The 18,801-nt window shown below is 64.6% G+C and carries 20 protein-coding genes, 1 tRNA gene and 1 pseudogene; 10 read left to right on the top strand and 12 right to left on the bottom strand.

Features of this window, described 5'->3' with window-relative positions; genetic code table 11:
- Nucleotides 1-34 precede the first annotated feature (34 nt).
- Both WFP39_RS00435 and WFP39_RS00430 read left to right on the top strand, forming a co-directional pair.
- Nucleotides 35-187 carry a Flp family type IVb pilin gene (locus tag WFP39_RS00435; RefSeq protein ID WP_336917128.1) on the top strand — a complete coding sequence of 51 codons (153 nt, stop codon included), beginning with the start codon at nt 35-37 and terminating at the stop codon, nt 185-187.
- 101 nt (nt 188-288) lie between these two features.
- Nucleotides 289-462, top strand: coding sequence for a Flp family type IVb pilin (locus tag WFP39_RS00430; protein ID WP_336917127.1), 174 nt, complete (start codon nt 289-291; stop codon nt 460-462).
- A gap of 85 nt (nt 463-547) precedes the next feature.
- On the opposite strand, the gene WFP39_RS00425 is transcribed toward WFP39_RS00430, so the two are convergent.
- The 3 genes from WFP39_RS00425 to WFP39_RS00415 form a co-directional block, all read right to left on the bottom strand.
- Entirely contained in the window at nt 548-2,038 is a 1,491-nt protein-coding gene (locus WFP39_RS00425) for a M48 family metalloprotease (RefSeq protein ID WP_336917126.1), read from the bottom strand.
- Nucleotides 2,039-2,139: 101 nt separating this feature from the next.
- Complete coding sequence (locus WFP39_RS00420) at nt 2,140-3,099, bottom strand: acetyl-CoA carboxylase carboxyltransferase subunit alpha (protein WP_336917125.1); 960 nt, start codon at nt 3,097-3,099, stop codon at nt 2,140-2,142.
- 11 nt (nt 3,100-3,110) lie between these two features.
- Complete coding sequence (locus WFP39_RS00415; RefSeq protein ID WP_336917124.1) at nt 3,111-3,239, bottom strand: hypothetical protein; 129 nt, start codon at nt 3,237-3,239, stop codon at nt 3,111-3,113.
- Between WFP39_RS00415 and WFP39_RS00410 the strand changes: the two genes are divergently transcribed.
- Nucleotides 3,196-3,337: transfer RNA gene (locus WFP39_RS00410), tRNA-OTHER, on the top strand. The two genes, WFP39_RS00415 and WFP39_RS00410, sit on opposite strands and share 44 nt — an antisense overlap.
- A gap of 35 nt (nt 3,338-3,372) precedes the next feature.
- Entirely contained in the window at nt 3,373-3,579 is a 207-nt protein-coding gene (locus tag WFP39_RS00405; protein WP_336917123.1) for a hypothetical protein, read from the top strand.
- Between the two features lie 179 nt (nt 3,580-3,758).
- Here the strand turns inward: WFP39_RS00405 and WFP39_RS15215 are convergent.
- From WFP39_RS15215 to WFP39_RS00395, 3 genes and pseudogenes are all read right to left on the bottom strand, one after another.
- A pseudogene (locus WFP39_RS15215) lies at nt 3,759-3,989 on the bottom strand (site-specific integrase); the annotation flags it as partial.
- Nucleotides 3,990-4,001: 12 nt separating this feature from the next.
- Nucleotides 4,002-5,858, bottom strand: a complete 1,857-nt coding sequence (locus WFP39_RS00400) for a hypothetical protein (RefSeq protein ID WP_336917122.1) — start codon at nt 5,856-5,858, stop codon at nt 4,002-4,004.
- On the bottom strand, nt 5,855-6,007 hold the full coding sequence (locus WFP39_RS00395; protein WP_336917121.1) for a hypothetical protein: 153 nt from the start codon (nt 6,005-6,007) through the stop codon (nt 5,855-5,857). The genes WFP39_RS00400 and WFP39_RS00395 overlap by 4 nt, the downstream gene beginning before the upstream one ends.
- A gap of 91 nt (nt 6,008-6,098) precedes the next feature.
- Between WFP39_RS00395 and WFP39_RS00390 the strand changes: the two genes are divergently transcribed.
- Together WFP39_RS00390 and aroB are read left to right on the top strand one after the other, a co-directional pair.
- Complete coding sequence (locus WFP39_RS00390; RefSeq protein WP_336917120.1) at nt 6,099-6,704, top strand: shikimate kinase; 606 nt, start codon at nt 6,099-6,101, stop codon at nt 6,702-6,704.
- Nucleotides 6,695-7,801: a 3-dehydroquinate synthase gene (gene aroB / locus WFP39_RS00385; protein WP_336917118.1), complete on the top strand. Its 1,107-nt coding sequence runs from the start codon at nt 6,695-6,697 to the stop codon at nt 7,799-7,801. Before WFP39_RS00390 ends, aroB begins: the two co-directional genes overlap by 10 nt.
- Before the next feature lie 6 nt (nt 7,802-7,807).
- Here aroB and gorA read toward each other — a convergent pair whose 3' ends face one another.
- Complete coding sequence (gene gorA, locus WFP39_RS00380) at nt 7,808-9,157, bottom strand: glutathione-disulfide reductase (protein ID WP_336917117.1); 1,350 nt, start codon at nt 9,155-9,157, stop codon at nt 7,808-7,810.
- 112 nt (nt 9,158-9,269) lie between these two features.
- Nucleotides 9,270-10,787: a glucose-6-phosphate isomerase gene (gene pgi / locus WFP39_RS00375; RefSeq protein ID WP_336917115.1), complete on the bottom strand. Its 1,518-nt coding sequence runs from the start codon at nt 10,785-10,787 to the stop codon at nt 9,270-9,272.
- A 118-nt stretch (nt 10,788-10,905) separates the two neighbouring features.
- Here pgi and lepB point away from each other — a divergent pair, with 118 nt between their 5' ends.
- Genes lepB through era form a run of 3 tightly spaced genes read left to right on the top strand, consistent with a single transcriptional unit; the run spans nt 10,906 to nt 13,345 of the window.
- A complete protein-coding gene (gene lepB / locus WFP39_RS00370; RefSeq protein ID WP_336917114.1) occupies nt 10,906-11,763 on the top strand; it encodes a signal peptidase I in 858 nt (285 codons plus the stop codon).
- The gene (rnc, locus tag WFP39_RS00365; RefSeq protein ID WP_336917113.1) at nt 11,760-12,431 is read left to right on the top strand and encodes a ribonuclease III; all 672 of its coding nucleotides are present in this window, start codon (nt 11,760-11,762) and stop codon (nt 12,429-12,431) included. The genes lepB and rnc overlap by 4 nt, the downstream gene beginning before the upstream one ends.
- Nucleotides 12,428-13,345 carry a GTPase Era gene (era, locus tag WFP39_RS00360; protein WP_336917111.1) on the top strand — a complete coding sequence of 306 codons (918 nt, stop codon included), beginning with the start codon at nt 12,428-12,430 and terminating at the stop codon, nt 13,343-13,345. Before rnc ends, era begins: the two co-directional genes overlap by 4 nt.
- A gap of 3 nt (nt 13,346-13,348) precedes the next feature.
- Here era and WFP39_RS00355 read toward each other — a convergent pair whose 3' ends face one another.
- The 4 genes from WFP39_RS00355 to topA all read right to left on the bottom strand — a co-directional run bounded on the left by WFP39_RS00355 (nt 13,349) and on the right by topA (nt 18,188).
- Nucleotides 13,349-14,731: an MFS transporter gene (locus WFP39_RS00355; protein WP_336917110.1), complete on the bottom strand. Its 1,383-nt coding sequence runs from the start codon at nt 14,729-14,731 to the stop codon at nt 13,349-13,351.
- A gap of 31 nt (nt 14,732-14,762) precedes the next feature.
- Entirely contained in the window at nt 14,763-15,092 is a 330-nt protein-coding gene (locus WFP39_RS00350; protein WP_473829096.1) for a bestrophin-like domain, read from the bottom strand.
- 84 nt (nt 15,093-15,176) lie between these two features.
- Entirely contained in the window at nt 15,177-15,575 is a 399-nt protein-coding gene (locus WFP39_RS00345; protein WP_336917108.1) for a hypothetical protein, read from the bottom strand.
- Nucleotides 15,576-15,596: 21 nt separating this feature from the next.
- Entirely contained in the window at nt 15,597-18,188 is a 2,592-nt protein-coding gene (gene topA, locus WFP39_RS00340) for a type I DNA topoisomerase (protein ID WP_336917107.1), read from the bottom strand.
- A 97-nt stretch (nt 18,189-18,285) separates the two neighbouring features.
- Between topA and WFP39_RS00335 the strand changes: the two genes are divergently transcribed.
- Nucleotides 18,286-18,801, top strand: a complete 516-nt coding sequence (locus tag WFP39_RS00335) for a hypothetical protein (protein ID WP_336917106.1) — start codon at nt 18,286-18,288, stop codon at nt 18,799-18,801.

Here is an 18,801-nt window from a genome sequence, read left to right as displayed (position 1 = left end):
AAAGCTCGACCCCATGTTTGGAAGTGTCAACATCATGCTGCGCGACGAACAGGGCGCCACCGCAATCGAATACGGCCTGATCGCGGGATTGATCGTGATTGCCATGGTTGGAGGCCTTCGGCTTTTTGCCGGTGAAGCCGACTCGATGTTCAACAGGATCGAGACTGCAGTCGAAAATGCAAGCTAAGGTTTAGGACTTTTTCAACTTCTTGACTTTAGACCAGAACACATCCGGACGGGGAACTGATCGGATCGGGTACCGAAGACTACGAAAACCAGGAGACTGACATGACCTTCTTCAAGAACATGCTGCGCGACGAAGCCGGCGCCACCGCCATCGAATATGGCCTGATTGCTGCCCTGATCGCCGTTGCCGCGATCGCGGCCCTGAACAGCCTGGGCGGCAACCTGAACAACACCTTCAACTCCGTTTCGGACGAACTCGAAGAAGCCAACGCGTAATCGGGTTTCGCTTCTAGAGACAAGGAAAGGGGCGGAGGGGAAACCTGCCGCCCCTTATCATTTGGCGTGCCGCCGGCCGTTTCGATCAGTTGGCGCGCACCACAATCTTGTATTGCTGGCCAGGCACCACCTGCGCATTGGCGGACAGACCATTGAGCACGCGGAAACGCGCTTCCTGCGCATCGGTATAGGCCATGCGCCGTGCCAGCGTCTGCACCGTATCGGTGCGTGATGCCGTCACCACATCGATCGCGCGCGGCACGACCTGCGCCGCCTCTGCCGCGGTAATGCGGCGCATGGAATTATACATGGCGTTAAAAACGCCCGCCTGCCCCGCCGGGGTGATTGCCGCAAAGTGAAACGCCTGCCGATTGCCGAAATCATAGGCGAAAACGGTGACATCCACCTGTTGCTGCCCGTTATTGACGCGCGCACCACCGAACATGGCGGGAATGCCGTTCACCGTGGCACGCTGGATGCTGTCGGGCGCAAGCTGCTGCTGTTCGCCGCCCAAAGCGCGGAAGGCCGCGCGGACATAGGTTTCGAGATTCCCGTCAAACGCGGCCGTTGTCAGCTGCGCACGGCCCGCATCGCCATTGATCGACACGGCGCGCGTGCCGTTGACCATATAGAAGCCCTGCGGTGCGCTAAAGCGCAAGCGCAATTCGGGATGGATGAAATCATTCCCTTCAATGACGCCCTGCGCGGGATCGTCGCCATACATCAGGCCATCGACGCGGCGCAGGAAGGTCTCGCGATTGGTCACGCCTGTGCCATTGCCCGCCTGCGCCAGCGCGTTCTGAACCCGGCTGGCGGGATCGGGGTGAGTGGAGGCCCAGGCGGGAATAGTCGCATCGCCGCGCCCCTGTAATTGCGAGTCGAGCGAATTCTGGGCCGCGAGGCTCTGCAGCAGGCTGGCCATGGCCCGTGGATCGTAACCGGCGCGGCTCAGATACTGCACGCCCAGATTGTCGGCCTCGATTTCCTGCGCGCGCGAATAGGACAGGGTCAGCAATTGCGAGCCTTGCAGCGCCGCCTGCGAAATCTGCTGGCCCAGCGGGTTGTTGCCGCCCAGCAGCACGCTGGACAGGATGGCAACGCCAAGCCCGCCCAATTGGTTGCGCTGTGCCGCAGCCTGTCGGCGGGCCGAATGCCGTGCAGCAACGTGGCCCACTTCATGTCCCAGCACGGCAGCCAGTTCGGCCTCGTTATTCATCAGGCCCACAAGCTGGCGCGTGACATAGACATAGCCGCCGGGCACCGCGAAGGCGTTGTTCACCGAGGAATTGAGCAGCGTCACCTGAAACGCGCTCGGTGTGGTGGCGAGGCCCGATTGCACCGCAATGCCCTGCCCCACACCGCGCACATAATCAGCATAGGGGCCGGTCATTTCGCCGCCGAACTCGGCCACGAATTGCGGGTGATACTGCGCCCCCAATTGCGCCTCGGACGGGGTGATGGGCGATCCGGGCGCGACATTGGCGCCGGGAACCGTGGCGCAAGCGCCAAGGGCAAGCGAGGCCGCGCCGCACAGGGCAAGGCGGGCAAAGGAGGCGGTGCGCGAAAAAGCAGTCATGGCATGTTCCCCATTCGGCCAGGAATCCGGCGACGAAATTGCCAGATCAGCCGCCTAACGCAACTGCCTGCCGGCGGATTGGTTCCTTTGCCAACAGGCCCTTAGCGCGCCAGCCCCTCGCCAATTGCCAGGAACCGTTCCTCGCGCGCACGGCGCAAGGATGCGGCATCGCGGCGCGCCAGCGCGTCAAGTTCCTCGCAAAGCGCCGCAGAAAGCGAAGCACAGGCCCCCTCCGGATCGCGGTGCGCGCCGCCCATGGGTTCGGGCACGATGCGATTGATCACGCCCAGTTCGAGCAGATCCTGCGCGGTCATTTTCATCGCTTCGGCTGCCTGCGGGGCCTTTTCGGCGGTGCGCCACAGGATCGAGGCGCAGCCTTCGGGCGAGATCACCGAATAGACCGCGTGTTCGAACATCAGCACCCGCTCGGCACTGGCCAGCGCGACCGCGCCGCCCGAACCGCCTTCACCCACGATCGCGGCCACCATCGGCACGCCCAGCGCAAGGCAGGCTTCGGTGCTGCGCGCAATGGCCTCGGCCTGTCCGCGCTCCTCTGCCTCGATACCCGGAAAGGCGCCCGATGTGTCGACCAGAGTCACCACCGGCAGGCCGAAGCGGTCGGCCATTTCCATCAGGCGGATCGCCTTGCGATAGCCTTCGGGCTTGCCCATGCCGAAATTGTGGCGGATGCGGCTTTCGGTGTCATTGCCCTTTTCGTGGCCGATCAGCATCACGCGGCGGCCATCCAGCGTGGCGAGCCCGCCCATGATCGCCTGGTCATCGCCATACAGCCTGTCCCCGCCCAGCGGCAGGAAGTCGCTGAACATATGCGCGACATAATCGCGGAAATGCGGGCGCGCGGGGTGGCGGGCCACCTGTGTCTTCTGCCACGGGGTCAGCGCGGAATAGGCCTGCGCGAGCAGTTCCGCGCTCTTCTTTTCCAGCCTCGCCAGTTCGCGCGAGATATCGACATCGCCGTCTTCCCCTGCGGCGGCGCGCAGTTCAGCGATCTTGGCGTCAACCACGGCGACGGGCTTTTCGAATTCGAGATAAGAGATCATGGCGCGATGCGCTAACCTCCCTGCGTTCGCCCTGCAAGAGGATGCCGCGCATTTACCAGCGCCACCAGCCGCGCGGCATCGACATGCGTGTAGATCTGCGTGGTGGCGATATCGGCATGGCCGAGCAGCGTTTGCAGCACGCGCAGATCTGCACCGCCTTCGAGCAGATGCGTGGCAAAAGCGTGACGCAGGACGTGCGGGCTGATCCGCGCAGGGTCGATTCCTGCCCGCGCAGCCAGTTCCTTCACCAGCTGATACAGGCGGATGCGGCTGATGTGGCGCGCACGCGAGGGGAACAGGAACGGCGAATCCGAATGGCGCAACTCCAGCCATTTCGCCAGCGCTGCCTTGGCCCGGCGCGAGATGGGCACCATGCGCTGCGCCGACCCCTTGCCCGTCACGGTCAGAAATGGCGCATCGCGCGGCACTGAGGTCAGCGGCAGCGCCACCAGTTCGGTCGCGCGCAGGCCTGAGCCGTAGAGCAGTTCAAGCAGCGCCAGATTGCGCACTGCGTCCGCCCGGCCGCTTTGCGCCTCCCCTTCGGCCTGCTGGAACAGCGCCTCGATCTCGGCATGGGAGAGGATTTTCGGCAAGGGGCGGCGCGTGGCCGGGCGCGGCAGAGCGGGCGAGGGATCGTCGCGGCGCAGCCCTTCATCGAGCAGGAAGCCATAGAACTGGCGCAGCGCCGATGCCTTGCGCGCCACACTGGACGCAGCAAGGCCCGCCCAGTGCTGGCCCAGCCGCGCCAGATCCTCGCGGCTGGCCGAGACAAGATCGCCCAGCGCTTGCTCTGCCGTCTCAAGGTCGCGGCGATAGGCTGCCAGCGTGTTGGCTGCCGCGCCGCGCTCCGCCGCCAGCATGGCGAGGAATGTCTCAACCGCGGCGCTGATCGCCCCGCTCCCTCAGCCGCGCGCCACTGCTTCAGCGGCGATCATGCGCGCTTCGGCGGAAAGGCCCACGGCGTTGAGCGACCGGACGATGTGATACAAATGCCGCGCGGTCATGCGGTTCCACCCATCGCCCTGCATCCCCACTCCGGCCAGCAACGCCACGAGCGTGGGATTGCCGACCCGTGCGGCCTGGCTGATACGCTGGCTCCACACGCTTTCGCGCGACAGGTCGATGCCCAGATCGGCCGCACGGCTTTGCACATCGGCTGCGTCCATGCGGCCCAGCCCCGCCAGCCCGGCGAGCAGGAAGGCGCTCTTGCGGCTGCCTTCGCTGTCATCGTCGCTGACAAAGCTGCCGAAGTCTCCGTCCGACACGGTGCCGCCAGCCGGATCGGCCAGCGCCAGCAGCGCCCACCCCTCGCTGCCTGTCGAAATCACACTGCGCCACCGCATGGCATTGGCATCGAGCCCCGCCGCCAGCATCGCGGCGATCAGCGGGCCGGCATCGTCGGCCAGCTCATTGCTGGCCGGAAGGCGCGCTGCGGCATAGGCGGTGAGGACAAGGCGGCCATAGGACATATCCTCGCCCCACAGCGCCCGCATCGCCGCGAGGCGATCGGCCGGTTCCGACGCGACATAGGCCTGGCGCAATTGCGCCGCCAGATTGCGGGTGGCTTCGTCCAGCCCTTCATTGGCATAGGCCAACGAATAGAGATCCACCATCGCCTGCGCCGACAGCACACCTGCACGCCCGGCCCTGTCCGCCGCGCGCAGACGCTGGGCCAGCGGCACAGCGGGGATGAGCACATCGGCATAATCGAACCGGCGCGGGGCTGCGCTGCGCAAGGCGTCCGGGATTTCCACCCCCAGCGCCCGCGCCAACGACAGGCGCCACGGAGTAAGCTCGTCAACGCCTGCCCATTCGATATTCACCGCGCGCCCCGCATCGCCTGCGGCCCCCGCAAAGCGCTGCGCCAGCCGCACGTCGATTTCCGGTGCCTCGCCCGTGCCCAGCGCGCGGGCAAGCCGCCGTTCGGCCGAGCGTGTTTCACCCAGGAAGGAATCGCAGATCGCCTGCGTCAGCACCCATTCGCCATCCTCGCGCAATTGCGGATGCAGCCGCGCCAGCGGGCACAGGCCGAGCAGGTCGCCCGTCGCCAAATAGGCATCGCTGGCTGCCGCCAGCATCGCGGCATCGTAATTGTTGCCGTCGACATCCTGCAGCAGTTCCACCGCCACGCGCGCCTCGCCCATGCGATTCAGCACAGCAGCGCGCAGCGCGGCGAATTCCACCGGGCTCATGCCTGCGGGCGCATCCAGCCGGCTGGCCAGTGCACGCCGCACGAGGATATGGCCCCAGCGCGAGACCATCGGCCCGCGCGTTCCTTCCAGCGCCGCGCGCACCAGCCCGGCCGGCTGGCGGGCGAGCGAAGGATAAGGAAAACCGCCCTCGCTGCTCGCGATCACGCCCACCCGCTCCATGGATCGGCGCGCGGCGGGCGGCACGTCGAATTTGGGGCGCAGGCCCAGCAGTTCGTTGATCTCGGCCTCCTCCATCTGTTCCAGCTCGGCCAGAGAAGGAAAGTTGGCGGGCAGGCCCGGTAGCGGGGCCGCCGATGCGCCTGCGGATGGCGCCGAAGGCAGCGGCTGCACCACGGGTGCGCTCGTGGCCGATGCAGCCGGTGGCGTCGCTCCGCGCGTGACCTGCGGCGCAGGAGCGGCGGGCGCTGCGGTTTGCTGCGGGCGCGGCGCGGGCGCTTCGGCGGGCGGATCGTTGAAAATATCGGGCAGCAGATCCTGTGGCTGCGCCAGCGCCAGCGTGGAGGTAAGGGCAAGCGCACCCGCACCCAGAAGCAGCGCCCCCCTCATGCCTGCGGCTCCCCGCTGGCAGGGGGGAGATCGACAGGCACCTCGATCAGCCGTTGTTCCTCCACGCCGCCATCCATCCAGGCCAGCGCCAGAACGACCAGCACGATCAAGCCAAGAACCACCACGATACCCTTTCGGCGTTTAGCCACCACTTCCTCTGCTCAACCGCGGCCCCCGGTGTCGGTCTGCCGATTTGCTGATTTGCGCAGGCGGGTTAGCGCAACTATAGCCCCGGCGGCAATGAACAACACGCAATCTCCTTCGGTCAATGGTCGCCGCAGGCCCGGCGGCGATCCGCAGGCACCCGCGCGAATCGCTGGCCTGAAGGCGCGGCTGGACCGGCCGATTGTGCTGGTGGGCATGATGGGCGTGGGCAAATCCACCATCGGGCGCAAGCTCGCCGCGGTGCTGAAACTGCCCTTTGCCGATGCCGACGATGCCATTGTCGAAGCGGCCAAGATGCCGATCACCGATATTTTCGACCAGTTTGGCGAAGACCATTTCCGCGATGGGGAACGCCGCGTGATCGCCCGCCTGCTGGAAAGCGGCCCCAGCGTGCTGGCAACGGGCGGCGGGGCTTTCGTCCAGCCCGAAACCGCCGCGCTGATTCGTGCCAAGGGCATCCCCATCTGGCTCGACAGCGATGCCGAAACGCTGATCGAACGCGTCAGCCGCAATACCAAGCGCCCCCTGCTGCGCGGCGGCAATGTGCGCGAAATCGTGACGCGCATGAAAGCCGAGCGCGAGCCCTTCTATGCCAAGGCGCCCATCAAGGTGATGAGCGATGCCGGCCCGCACAATGCCACCGTCAACCGCATTCTGGAGGCTCTCGACCAATGTCTGTAACCCGCGTGGAACTGGCCGGCCGTTCGTATGAAGTGCGCGTGGGCTCTGGCCTGCTGGAGGATGTGGCCGTGCAGTGCGGCCCGCTGCTGCGCAAACAGGCGGTGCCCATCATCACCGATGCCAATGTCGCCGCCTATTGGCAGGAGGCGGTAACGGGTTCGCTGACAGCGGCAGGTTTCGAACCGCACTTTCTGGTGCTCGATCCGGGCGAGGCGACCAAAAGCTGGCAGGTGCTGGAACAGGTGGTCGACTGGCTGCTCGATCAGGAGGTGGAGCGCGGCGATCACATCCTGGCGCTGGGCGGCGGAGTGATCGGCGATCTCACCGGCTTTGCCGCCGCCATCCTGAAGCGCGGCTGCGGGTTCATTCAATTGCCGACAACCTTGCTGGCGCAGGTCGATTCCAGCGTGGGCGGCAAGACCGCGATAAACACGCGCGCCGGGAAAAATCTGGTGGGCGCATTTCACCAGCCGTCGCTGGTGCTAGCCGATCTCGATGCGCTGGCAACCTTGCCCTCGCGCGAAATGGGTGCCGGATATGCGGAAGTCATCAAATACGGCATTCTGGGTGATCACGCCTTTTTCGCCTGGTGCGAAGAGAACGGCGCCAAGGTTGTGGCGGGCGATGCGGCGGCGCAGGAATATGCCGTGGACCAATCGGTGGCGGCCAAGGCACGCATCGTGGCGCAGGATGAACGCGAGACGACCGGCACGCGCGCATTGCTCAATCTGGGGCACACCTTCGGCCACGCGCTGGAAGCCGAAACGGGATTTTCCGACCGTTTGCTGCACGGGGAAGCCGTGGCTCTCGGCATGGTGCTGGCCGCGCGGTTTTCCGCCCGGAAAGGTTATATATCTCAGGATGATGCCGCACGCATTTGCGCAGCAATCGGAAACGCGCTGCTGACGACGGAAATCGCGTCTCTCGATCTGTCATGCCGGGGGGCGGATCTCGTCGCGCACATGCTGCACGACAAGAAGATGGACGCAGGCACCCTGCCCTTCATCCTGCTGCGCGGCATAGGCGAGGCGTTTGTCGACAAGCATGTCGACCTTGCCGAAGTGGGCGCGTTTCTGGACGAAGAGCTGGCCCGTTAAGCGGCGCTATTTCAGCAGTACCAGTTCCTCGGCCATGCTGGGATGAAGGGCCACGGTATCGTCAAACGCCTGCTTGGTTAGTCCCGCCGTCAGCGCGATGGCCGCCATTTGCAGGATTTCAGGCGCTTCCGGCCCGATCATGTGAATGCCGAGGATCTTCTCGGAGGTCTCGTCAACGATCAATTTATAAAGACCCCGCTCGGCATGGGGCGAGAAGATGTTTTTCATCGGCCGGAAGTCGGAGGAATAGACCTTCACGCTGCCATAGGTTTGCCGCGCCTGTTCCTCGGTCAGCCCCACGCCAGCCAGCGGCGGTTGGGTGAAAACGGCACTGGGGATATTGGCATAGTCGACGGTGCGCGGCTTGCCGCCGAACACGCTGTCGGCAAAGGCATGACCTTCGCGGATCGCCACCGGGGTCAGCTGCACGCGGTCGGTCACATCGCCCACGGCATAGATGCTGGGGCAGGTGGTGCGGCTTTGCTCGTCCACCTTGATCGCGCCGCGCTCGGTCAGTTCCACGCCCGCATTTTCCAGTCCCAGCCCGGATGTGTTCGGAACGCGTCCGGCGGCGATCAGCACCTGGTCGGCATGGATCGGATCGGCATCGCCCAGATCGACGAGCAGGCAGCCCGCCTCCTCATCCCGCGTCACCGACTGCACCAGCCGGTTCATATGGAAAGTAATGCCGCGCCCCATCATGATATGCAGCGCCCGTTCCACCACCTGTGCATCATAGGAACGCAGCAGACGGTCGCTGCGGTTGACCACGGTCACCTCACTGCCGAGCGCGTTGAAGATACCGGCAAATTCGAGGGCAATATAGCCGCCGCCCACCACCATCAGGCGTTTTGGCTGCTCTTCCAGATGGAACATCTCGTTGGAACTGATGCAATGTTCCACGCCCGGAAAATCGGGCATCATTGGCCAGGCACCCACCGCGATCAGGATATGCGCGGCGGTAATCTCGCGCCCGCTGGCAAGGCGCACGGTGTTCGGCCCGGCGATGGTTGCCCGCTCGGCAAATACCTCGACCCCGTGGCTTTCCAGCGTCTTGCCATAAAGCCCTTCCAGCCGATCGACATCGCGGTTCACGAAATCGCGCAAGGTGGGCCAGTCGAACCGCGCGCCTTCGATGGTCCAGCCGTAATTGCCGGCATGGCCCAGCTCCTCGGCAAACATTGAGCCATAGACGAGCATCTTCTTGGGCACGCAGCCGCGGATCACGCAGGTGCCGCCCACGCGGTGCTCCTCGGCCACGGCCACGCGCGCGCCGTGACTGGCCGATATGCGCGCGGCGCGCACCCCGCCCGAACCTGCGCCGATCACGAACAGGTCATAATCAAAATCAGGCATTGGCACGCTGTCTCCCGCTGGCTGCTCACGCATATGGCGGCTTGGCCCGCGCTTGCCAACCATAGGGGCACCTCGTCGGGGCTAGGTCGCTCTAGGTTCCTTTAGGTCGCTTTCAGTCCAAACCGGCTGCGGCAAGCAGAGCGGCGGTGCTGGGATCGAAATCAGCGCCGCCCTTTTCGATCTGGCGGGCAATATCCTTGCCCAGTTCCACGCCGAACTGGTCGAACGGATTGATCCCCATCAGCACCGCATTGGCAAAGGTGCGGTGTTCGTGAAACGCGATCAGCGCGCCCAGGGTTGCCGGATCCAGATCATCGCACAGAATTGTCGCGGAAGGCCGGTCACCCGGATAATTGCGCGCGCCATCCGCACTGGCCCGCCCCGCCATCAACGCCGCGCCTTGGGCAAAGCAGTTCATCAGCAGGATGCGGTGATGCGCCGGGTCGAGATCGTCGCCGGGGGCTATGCTGGCGATGAAATCCACCGGCACGAGGTTGGTGCCCTGATGCAGAAGCTGGAACACCGCGTGCTGCGCATCGGTGCCCACCCCGCCCCAGGTGATGGGCGCAGTGGGGAAATCGACCGGATCGCCGGCCGCCGTCACACTCTTGCCGTTCGATTCCATTTCCAGTTGCTGCAGGTAATCGGGCAGCAGGCGCAGGCGCTCGTCATAACAGAACACCGCCCGCGTCTGGCAGCCGCGCAGCCGGGTGTAATACTGGTCGGCAAAGGCGGCGAGCAGCGGCAGATTGGCACGCCCTTGCGCATCGCGGAAATGCTCGTCCATCGCCGCCGCGCCATCGAGCATGGCGGCAAAATCTTCGAAACCAATCGCCAGCGCCACCGGAAAACCGATGCTCGACCACAGCGAATAGCGTCCGCCCACCGACTCGGCAAAAGGCAGGATGCGCGTTTCATCCACGCCCCATTCGACCGCCTTTTCCGGGTAGGCGGTGAGCGCAATCACCCGGCCAAGCGGATCAGCCACGCCGTTATCGGCCAGCCATTTCAGCGCGCTGGCGGCGTTGGTCATCGTCTCTATCGTGGTGAAAGTCTTGCTGGCCACCGCGATGAGAGTGGTGGCGGGATCGCAGGCCGAGAACGCCGCTTCCAGCGCCACCCCGTCAATGTTGGAAACGACATGCACATCCGCCAGCGCCAGATCGCGTGCCAGCGCATCCACCGCCAGCGCCGGGCCCAGCGCGCTGCCGCCAATGCCGATATGAATGAGGTGCCGCACCTCGCCCAGCGCGCCTTCGTGGATCGCATCAACCAGCAACCGCATCCGGGCAAGCAGCGCGCCCGCCTCCTCCACGCTCGTCTCCTTGCCCACGCCGCGAAGCGCCGTGTGTTCGGCAGCGCGGTTCTCGGTGGGGTTGACCACTTCGCCGGCAAACAGGCGGCGGCGCATTTCGGCAAAATCGCTTGCCTCGGCCAGTTCCTCGAACGCCGCGATCAGTTCGTCGGACAGATGCGTTTTCGACCAGTCGAACAGCACCCCGCCCTCGCCCACTTGCAATCGGGCAGAGAGTTTCTCCACCCGCGCCGGATCGGCGGCGAACAATTCCGCCAAAGTGGGGCGCGGCAATCCCGCCAGCTTTTCCCAGGCGCCGTTGCGCGAAGTTGCCATGTTCCCGATTCCCCGTTGGTTGCAGTGCAACAGGGCTAGACCGCTGGTCGATCAAAGCAAGGCCTCCGTCGCCATTTTTCTTGACCTTGCCGCCGCCTGCCAACAAGACCCTTGGCCCATGAGCGACCATATCCGTGAAATCGAAGAGCCTGCCGCAAACCCTGCGCCCGCTGCCTCCGCAGGCGCGCCGGAGAAGCGCGTGAAAGAGGAAGGCAGCTTCCTGTGGTTCTGTGTGAAGCTGATCCTCATCGTGCTGATTTTCCGCAGTTTCGTGTTCACCAGCTTCAACATTCCCAGCGAAAGCATGATGCCGCGCCTGTTGGTGGGCGATTACCTGTTCGCTGCCAAATGGCCCTATGGCTATTCCAGCCGCTCGCTGCCCTTCAACGCGCCGCTCATTCCCGGCCGCATCTTCGCCAGCACGCCCGAACGCGGGGATGTGGTGATCTTTGAACATCCCATCGACGGCACCGATTACATCAAGCGCGTCATCGGCCTGCCGGGGGAAACGGTGCAGATGGTCAACGGCGTGGTGCATATCAACGGCCAGCCGGTGGGCTTTGAACAGGTGGAGGATTTCGTGCTGCCCATCCGCCCCGATGGCCGCTGCGCCCGCGTGCGCTTTACCGAGCAACTGCCCGATGGCACCTATGCCTGCCGCTATCCGCAATTCCGCGAAACGCTGCCGAACGGCGTGAGCTACAACGTCCTCGATTTCGGGCTGGAGCCGCAGGATGTGACCCCGCCCATCACCATTCCCGAAGGCCATCTGTTCATGATGGGCGACAACCGCGACAATTCGCTCGACAGCCGTTTCCCGGCAGAGGCGCAGCGCGGTATCGGCCTGGTGCCCGAAGAGAATGTGGTCGCCCGCGCCAGCTTCATGTATTGGTCCACCGATGGCAATGCCGATTGGGTAAAGCCGTGGACATGGTTTACCGCCGCGCGCTGGAACCGCCTGTTTCAGGGCATATGAGCAAGCTCGACCCCGCCACGCGCGATTGGCTGGAAGGGTTGGGCTTTGCGGTTCGCAGCGAGGCCATCTGGTTCGAAGCGCTAACCCACGGCAGCACCGGGGACGCGCGCAATTACGAACGGCTGGAATTCCTGGGCGACCGGGTGCTTGGCCTTGCTATTGCGGATTGGCTCTATCACCACTCTGCCGGGCAGGAAGGATCGCTGGCGCAGCGGCTCAACGCGCTGGTAAGCCGGCAATCCTGCGCCGACATCGCCCGCGACATCGGCGTGCGCGAACATGTGCGGCTGGGCAAGCAGGCGCGTGACGACGGCGCAGCGGACAGCGACAATGTGCTGGGCGATATCATGGAAGCGCTATTGGGGGCCAGTTTTCTGGAAAACGGGTTTGATGCCACCCGCGAACGGGTGCGGCAGTTCTGGGCCGATGCGGTGGAAGGCCATGCGGGCCGTTCCAAACATCCCAAAAGCGCGTTGCAGGAATGGGCCGCGGGCAACCAGCGCCGCCCGCCACACTACGAGGTTATCGGCCGATCCGGCCCCGATCACGCCGCGCGCTTTACCGTGCGGGTAACCGTTCACAATGTCGGCGCGGTGGAAGCCGTGGCCAGCAGCAAGCGCGAGGCCGAGGCCGAAGCCGCGCGGCTATTCATGGAGAAATTCGGATGACCACGCCTGAAGGCCAGAATGGCGATACGAAATGCGGCCTTGTCGCCGTGATCGGCGCGCCCAATGCGGGCAAATCCACGTTGGTGAACCAGCTGGTGGGGCAGAAGGTGGCGATCACCTCCGCCAAGGCGCAGACCACACGCGCACGGCTGATGGGGATTGCGCTGGAAGGCGCGGCGCAGATCATTCTGGTCGACACCCCCGGCATTTTCGAACCCAAACGGCGGCTCGACCGCGCCATGGTCAATGCCGCCTGGGAAGGGACGCAAGCGGCCGACGCGGTGCTGCTGCTGGTCGATCCGATCAAGCAACGCCGGCACGAGCTGATGCCGCTCCTCGACGCGCTGAAAGATCGGCCCGAACGCAAGATACTGGTGCTCAACAAAGTGGATATTGCGCCCAAGGAAAAGCTGCTGCAACTGGCACAGGAATTTTCCGCCTTGGTGGATTTCTCGGATGTGTTTTTCGTCTCCGCGCTGACGGGGGACGGCGTTCCCGAACTGAAGGCGCATCTGGCAATGCTGATGCCCGATGGCCCGTGGCATTACCCCGAAGATCAGGTGTCCGACGCGTCCGAGCGCCTGCTCGCCGCCGAAGTGACGCGCGAACAGCTCTACAAGCAGCTGCATGACGAACTGCCCTATGACAGCGCGGTGCGGCACGAGAAATACGAACAGCGCAAGGATGGAAGCGTCGCAATCCACCAGCAGATTGTGATCGCGCGCGACAGTCAGAAGGGCATCGTGCTGGGCAAGGGCGGCAGCCGACTGAAGGCCATCGGCGAGGCCGCACGTAAGGAGCTGGCGGACATACTCGGCGTGAAAGTCCACCTCTATCTTCATGTAAAGGTGGACGAAAACTGGGCCGACAAGCGGGAGATCTACGAGGAGATGGGGCTGGACTGGGTGCGCTGAAACTCAACCTGCATCGCGCAACCGATACCGCGTCACGCTGCACAGCGCCGCCACCACGGCCAGCGCACAGGCAAGCAGCATCGGCACAGGCCCCATCCCCAGATCGCTGGCCAGCAAAATGCCCACCACCACCGCTGCCAGCGTCTGCCCCAGCAGGCGCGCGGTCGATTGCACACCGCCTGCGGCCGCAGCCCTTTCGCGCGGCGAGCGCCCGATCAGCAACCGGGTATTGGGGGCGAAGAACAGACCAAAACCCACGGCGGTGAAGGCAAGGCGCGCGGCGATCCCGGCATGGCTCGCCTCTTGGGGCATGGTCGCAATCAGCAGCAGGCCTGCAATCGCAATCCCCATGCCGGTCACCCCCAACTTTGTCGCGGCAATCCGGTCACTCAGCCAGCCTGACAGCGGCGACACGACGAGCATGGTGAGCGGGAAAGGCAACAGCAGCATCCCCACCGTTTCCGGTTCCAGCCCCATCCCCACTTGCAGGCGGAATGGCAGGCTGAGCATCAGCGTGCCTGCGGCAATGAAGCTGGCCATGCCCGCCAGCGCGGAAAGGCCAATCGCGGGCTTTGCCAGCAGGTCCACCGGCAGAACCGGCGCAGGCCGACCTCGCTCGCGCCGCACCAGCGACAGCAGCGAGGCGACACCTGCCAGCCCCAGCGCAATGCCCAGCATGGGATTGCCATGCGTGCCCACCTGCAACCCACCGATGATCAGCAGCATGGTCACCGCGCTCCAGACCGAGCTTGTCCAGTCGGTCTTGCGATCCTGCCGCACCGGATCGGGAAGCGCCTGCCCCAGCATCAGCGATACCACCGCCAGCGGCGCGGCGGCGACAAAGACCCAGTGCCAATCCACATGGCCCACGATCCACCCGCCCAGCGTGGGCGCCAGTGCGCTGGAGGAGGCGACAATCACGCTGTTCACGCCCAGCCCCGTGCCCAGCCGGGCCGAAGGGTAAATCTGCCGCATTATGCCCGCAGAAACACTCAGTGCCATAGCTGCGCCAATTGCCTGCAACGCACGCAGAACCAGCAGCAGCGGCAGGTTAGAGGCAAAGAAGCACGCCGCCGATGCCAGCATGAAAAGCACCTGCCCGGCCTGATACAGCCGCCGGTGCCCCACGCGGTCGCCCAGACTGGAAAACGGCAAAAGCAGCATCACCAGCACCAGCTGATACACCGTCACCACATTGGTCACCGCCGCGTTCGATACGCACAGATTCGCCGCAATGGTGGGCAACGCCACATTGGCAATCGTCCCGTCCAGAACCAGCAGCGCGGTGCCGAAACTGATCGCCACAATGGCAAAGGCCCGGCGCGGCATGGGCAGGCCCGGATGGTCGTCTTGCAATGTCCGGGAAGTCTTGGGCGGCACGCTCATGCCCCGGCCATGCGCGCCTTTGCCCGCCGGTTCAACCCTCCGGCGGCGGCGGCTGGCTTATTGCCCCGACAAGTTCCGCCACCTGCCTCTCCATCGCCTGTTTAGGCACAAGGATGGTGCCGCTGCGGGGGCGGTCCAAGTCGAGCACGGTGATGAAGGCAACCGCAAGCAGCATCAGGAACAGCAGCGCCGCCGGGCGATGGGCACGGGTGCTGCCTGCACGGTTATAGCCCAGCAGAGCTGCGCCGCAGATGGCGAATAGGCACAGCAGCGCCAGCACGGCTTCGGGCAGGCGCGCCTCGCGTGCGGCAAGGCGCTCTGCGGCAATGTCGCCAGCCTCGTTGTAAGGCTGGACAAGCAGCGGCGCGCGCGGATCAGGCGGAGTGCGCGCCAGCGACGCATAGACTAGATCGCCGATCCGGCCGTGGAGCGCCGCCGCCCTGATTTAGGCTTCGCCCGCCGCCGCCTCGTTAGTCGCCCGGCCAAAATCGAGGCGAGCCGCCCCATATTCGGCCAGCAGGACGCGCACGGCCCGCTGGTCCTCGGCTGCCAGCAATTCCACCCGGCTGGCAAAAGTGGACAGGGCATTGGCCTCCGCCACCACCAGTTCGCGCCGTTCCTCGTAGCGATTGAGCGCCATGCCGAAGGAGAAGGCCAGCAACAGCGCCAGCAGGCCGAACACGCCAGACAGGGCGTGGCTGTCTGCACCGTCCTCGTCATTCGTGCCGCCGCCGCTTGCCCGCAGCAGGCGAACGCCGATCAACCGCCCGGCTTCAAACGCCGCGACAGCAATGGCGAGCAGGACAAGGAAGTCGAGCCACAATGGCGAACCGGTAAAAATCATCCCCGCTCTCCCTCCTGCCCGTTACGCCTTCGCGGCTGGCTTCTTCTTCGCCACCGGTTTTTTCGTCGCCGGTTTCTTGGCCGCCGGTTTCGTCGCCGCCGGCTTCTTGGCGGTTGCCTTGCGCTTGCCCTTCTTGGCAGGCGCTGCCTCAGTCCGCGCGGTGATGAGGGCCACGGCCTGCTCCTCGGTCAGGTCCTCGGGCTTCACGTCCTTGGGGATGGTCGCATTGGTCGTGCCATCGGTGACATAGGGGCCATAGCGGCCCGGCATCACTTTCATCTCCCCGCCAGACACCGGATGCGCGCCCAGCACCTTGATCGGCTGCGCCTTGGTGCCGCCGCGCGCGCCGGGGCCGCGATTGGCGGCTTCAGCCAAAAGGGTGACCGCCGCGTTCATGCCTGTTTCGAACACGTCGCGCGTTCCGGCCAGCTTGGCGTATTTGCCAGCATGTTTCAAATATGGCCCGTAACGCCCTATATTCGCTTCGATTGGCTCACCTGTTTCAGGGTGATTGCCAATGATGCGCGGCAGGCTGAGCAGTTTCAGCGCCCATTCCAGATCGAAATCGGGAATATCCTTGGGGATCGAGGCGCGCTTGGCGTCCTTGCCCTCGCCCAGCTGGACATAGGGGCCGAAACGCCCGGTCTTGCGTTCGACCGGCAGGCCCGTTTCGGGATCGGTGCCCATGCTTTCATCATCCGCCCCATCGCCATCGCCCGGCTGGCCGAATTTGCGGCGGAACGCGCATTCGGGATAGTTCGAACAGGCGATAAAGGCACCGAAACGCCCGCCACGAAGGCTGAGGCGACCGCCAGCGCGCCCTTCGGCCAAGCATTTGGGGCAGGCGCGCGGATCGCCGCCATCAGCCTGCGGCGGGAACAGATAATCGGACAGGAACTCGTCCAGCGCCTCGGTCACTTCCGAAGGCTTGCGCTCCATCACCTCGTCGCTGCTCGGCTTGAAATCGCGCCAGAATGCTTCGAGCACCTTCTTCCATTCGGCCCGCCCGCCGGATACCTCGTCCAGCTCGTCTTCCAGGCCGGCGGTAAAATCATAGGCGACATAGCGCGGGAAAAAGCGTTCGAGAAATGCTGTAAGAAGACGCCCCGAATCCTCTGCAAAGAAACGGTTTTTCTCCATCCGGACATAGGCGCGGTCGCGCAGCGTCTGGATGGTCGAAGCATAGGTGGAGGGGCGACCAATCCCTAATTCTTCCAGCCGCTTCACCAGGCTGGCTTCGGAAAAGCGCGGCGGAGGCTGGGTGAAATGCTGCTCGGCATTGACCGCCTTTTTCGCAGGGCAATCGCCCTGCCGCATCACCGGCAGCAGCGATCCGTCCTCGTCATCCTCGCCCTTCTGGTCGAAACTTTCCTGATACACCGCCATGAAGCCGGGAAACTTCACCACTTGCCCCGTCGCGCGCAATTCGTGCCGCCCGGTGGGATCGCGCATGACAACAGTGGTGCGTTCCAGCAATGCGCCCGCCATCTGGCTTGCCATGGCACGCTTGAAAATGAGGTCGTACAGCTTTGCCTCGTCACCCGATCCGGCGCGCTCGCGGGCAAAATCGGTGGGGCGGATCGCCTCGTGCGCTTCCTGCGCGTTCTTGGCCTTGCTGGCGTAGAAGCGGGGCTTGTCAGGCAGGAAATGCGCGTCGAACCGGTCGGCAATCGCCTTGCGGCAGGCGCTGATGGCACCTGCATCCATCTGCACGCCATCGGTACGCATATAAGTAATCGCGCCCGCCTCATACAGCGATTGCGCCAACTGCATGGTGTGGCTGGCCGAATAGCCGAGCTTGCGCGCGGCCTCCTGTTGCAGCGTTGATGTCGTGAAAGGCGGCGCGGGATTGCGCTTCAGCGGCTTGGTATCGACCTCCTCCACGGTAAAGCGCCCGGCCTCCACTGCCGCCTTGGCGCGCAGGGCAGTGCCTTCCTCGGCAATTGTCAGCCGCTCGATCTTTTCGCCGTCAAACTTCACCAGCCGCGCGGTGAAAGCGGTTCCGTCATGCTCCATCAGCGCGCTGACAGACCAGTATTCCTGCGGACGGAAGGCCTCGATCTCGCGCTCCCGATCCACGATCAGGCGCAGCGCCACGCTCTGCACGCGGCCTGCGCTTTTCGCGCCGGGCAGCTTGCGCCACAGCACCGGCGACAGGGTGAAGCCGAAAAGGTAATCCAGCGCGCGGCGGGCGAGATAGGCGTCGATCAGGTCGGTATCGAGGTCGCGTGGGGCCTTCATCGCCTCGGTCACCGCCTGCTTGGTGATGGCATTGAAGGTGACGCGATCCACCGTCTTGGGCAGTGCTTTTTTCTGGGCCAGCAACTCGCGCAGGTGCCACGAAATCGCCTCTCCCTCGCGGTCAGGGTCGGTCGCCAGAATCAGGCGGTCGGCCTTTTTCGCCGCGTCGGCAATCGCCTTCACCTGGTCGCGGTTGCGCTTTTCCGTATAGACTTCCCAGTCCATGGCAAAGCCTTCATCCGGCCGCACGCTGCCATCCTTGGCCGGCAGGTCGCGGATATGGCCGTAAGAGGCGAGCACCTTGTAGTCCCCGCCCAGATACTTTTCGATGGTTTTGGCCTTGGCCGGCGATTCGACGATGACAAGCTGCATGGCGAAAGAAGGTGATCCCTATACGTGTACGTATGCGTATGTGCGCGATGGTGGTGTGCGGCTTGTGGGTGCGTCAATGGGTCTGTAAGTCGTGCGTATGAAAAAGCTGCCTTTTCTTGCCGTCCTGCTGGCCCTGATCGCCCTCCCCGCCAGTGCGGCGGCGCAGGAAAGGCTGGTTTCACCCGCCATTGCCGGGTTCGAACTGGGGCACGAAGCGGCAAATGCGACGCAATCCATTCGCGAGGAAGTGCCCGCAGGCGAAAGCGTGCAGAACTGGAGCGCGATCATCACCACGCAGCGTTTCGTGATTGCCAACCCGCCGGTCGAACGCTTTCTGGAGGGGTTTCGCCAATCGCTGCGGCAGGCCTGCCCTGCTGCCCGCATGACGCCGGTGGAAAGCGCCAGCGGACACGGCGGCCCCGCGAGCATTTTCAGCGCGGATTGCCCCCAAAGCCCGGTAACCGGCGGGCGCGAGACGATGACGGTTCTGGCGATTGCGGGGCGCGACGCGCTGCATGTGAAGCAGGTCGCCTTTCGCGACAGCTATCGCGGCGATCGCGGCTGGGCTGACGGCTTCCTGCGCGCCACGCGGCTGTGTGCCGGGGATTGCTGA

Origin of the sequence: Alteraurantiacibacter lauratis (assembly GCF_037154155.1) — a bacterium.
Taxonomy (GTDB): domain Bacteria; phylum Pseudomonadota; class Alphaproteobacteria; order Sphingomonadales; family Sphingomonadaceae; genus Alteraurantiacibacter; species Alteraurantiacibacter lauratis.
This window is presented reverse-complemented; position numbering and strand designations above follow the sequence as displayed.

Bases quoted from the DNA above. Each gene is read 5' to 3' on its own strand.
- WFP39_RS00435 (WP_336917128.1), top strand. From the start codon at position 35: ATGCTGCGCGACGAACAGGGCGCCACCGCAATCGAATACGGCCTGATC.
- WFP39_RS00430 (WP_336917127.1), top strand. From the start codon at position 289: ATGACCTTCTTCAAGAACATGCTGCGCGACGAAGCCGGCGCCACCGCC.
- WFP39_RS00425 (WP_336917126.1), bottom strand. From the start codon at position 2,038: ATGACTGCTTTTTCGCGCACCGCCTCCTTTGCCCGCCTTGCCCTGTGC.
- WFP39_RS00420 (WP_336917125.1), bottom strand. From the start codon at position 3,099: ATGATCTCTTATCTCGAATTCGAAAAGCCCGTCGCCGTGGTTGACGCC.
- WFP39_RS00405 (WP_336917123.1), top strand. From the start codon at position 3,373: ATGTGGCGCGCACGCGAGGGGAACAGGAACGGCGAATCCGAATGGCGC.
- WFP39_RS00400 (WP_336917122.1), bottom strand. From the start codon at position 5,858: ATGAGGGGGGCGCTGCTTCTGGGTGCGGGTGCGCTTGCCCTTACCTCC.
- WFP39_RS00390 (WP_336917120.1), top strand. From the start codon at position 6,099: ATGAACAACACGCAATCTCCTTCGGTCAATGGTCGCCGCAGGCCCGGC.
- aroB (WP_336917118.1), top strand. From the start codon at position 6,695: ATGTCTGTAACCCGCGTGGAACTGGCCGGCCGTTCGTATGAAGTGCGC.
- gorA (WP_336917117.1), bottom strand. From the start codon at position 9,157: ATGCCTGATTTTGATTATGACCTGTTCGTGATCGGCGCAGGTTCGGGC.
- pgi (WP_336917115.1), bottom strand. From the start codon at position 10,787: ATGGCAACTTCGCGCAACGGCGCCTGGGAAAAGCTGGCGGGATTGCCG.
- lepB (WP_336917114.1), top strand. From the start codon at position 10,906: ATGAGCGACCATATCCGTGAAATCGAAGAGCCTGCCGCAAACCCTGCG.
- rnc (WP_336917113.1), top strand. From the start codon at position 11,760: ATGAGCAAGCTCGACCCCGCCACGCGCGATTGGCTGGAAGGGTTGGGC.
- era (WP_336917111.1), top strand. From the start codon at position 12,428: ATGACCACGCCTGAAGGCCAGAATGGCGATACGAAATGCGGCCTTGTC.
- WFP39_RS00355 (WP_336917110.1), bottom strand. From the start codon at position 14,731: ATGAGCGTGCCGCCCAAGACTTCCCGGACATTGCAAGACGACCATCCG.
- WFP39_RS00345 (WP_336917108.1), bottom strand. From the start codon at position 15,575: ATGATTTTTACCGGTTCGCCATTGTGGCTCGACTTCCTTGTCCTGCTC.
- topA (WP_336917107.1), bottom strand. From the start codon at position 18,188: ATGCAGCTTGTCATCGTCGAATCGCCGGCCAAGGCCAAAACCATCGAA.
- WFP39_RS00335 (WP_336917106.1), top strand. From the start codon at position 18,286: ATGAAAAAGCTGCCTTTTCTTGCCGTCCTGCTGGCCCTGATCGCCCTC.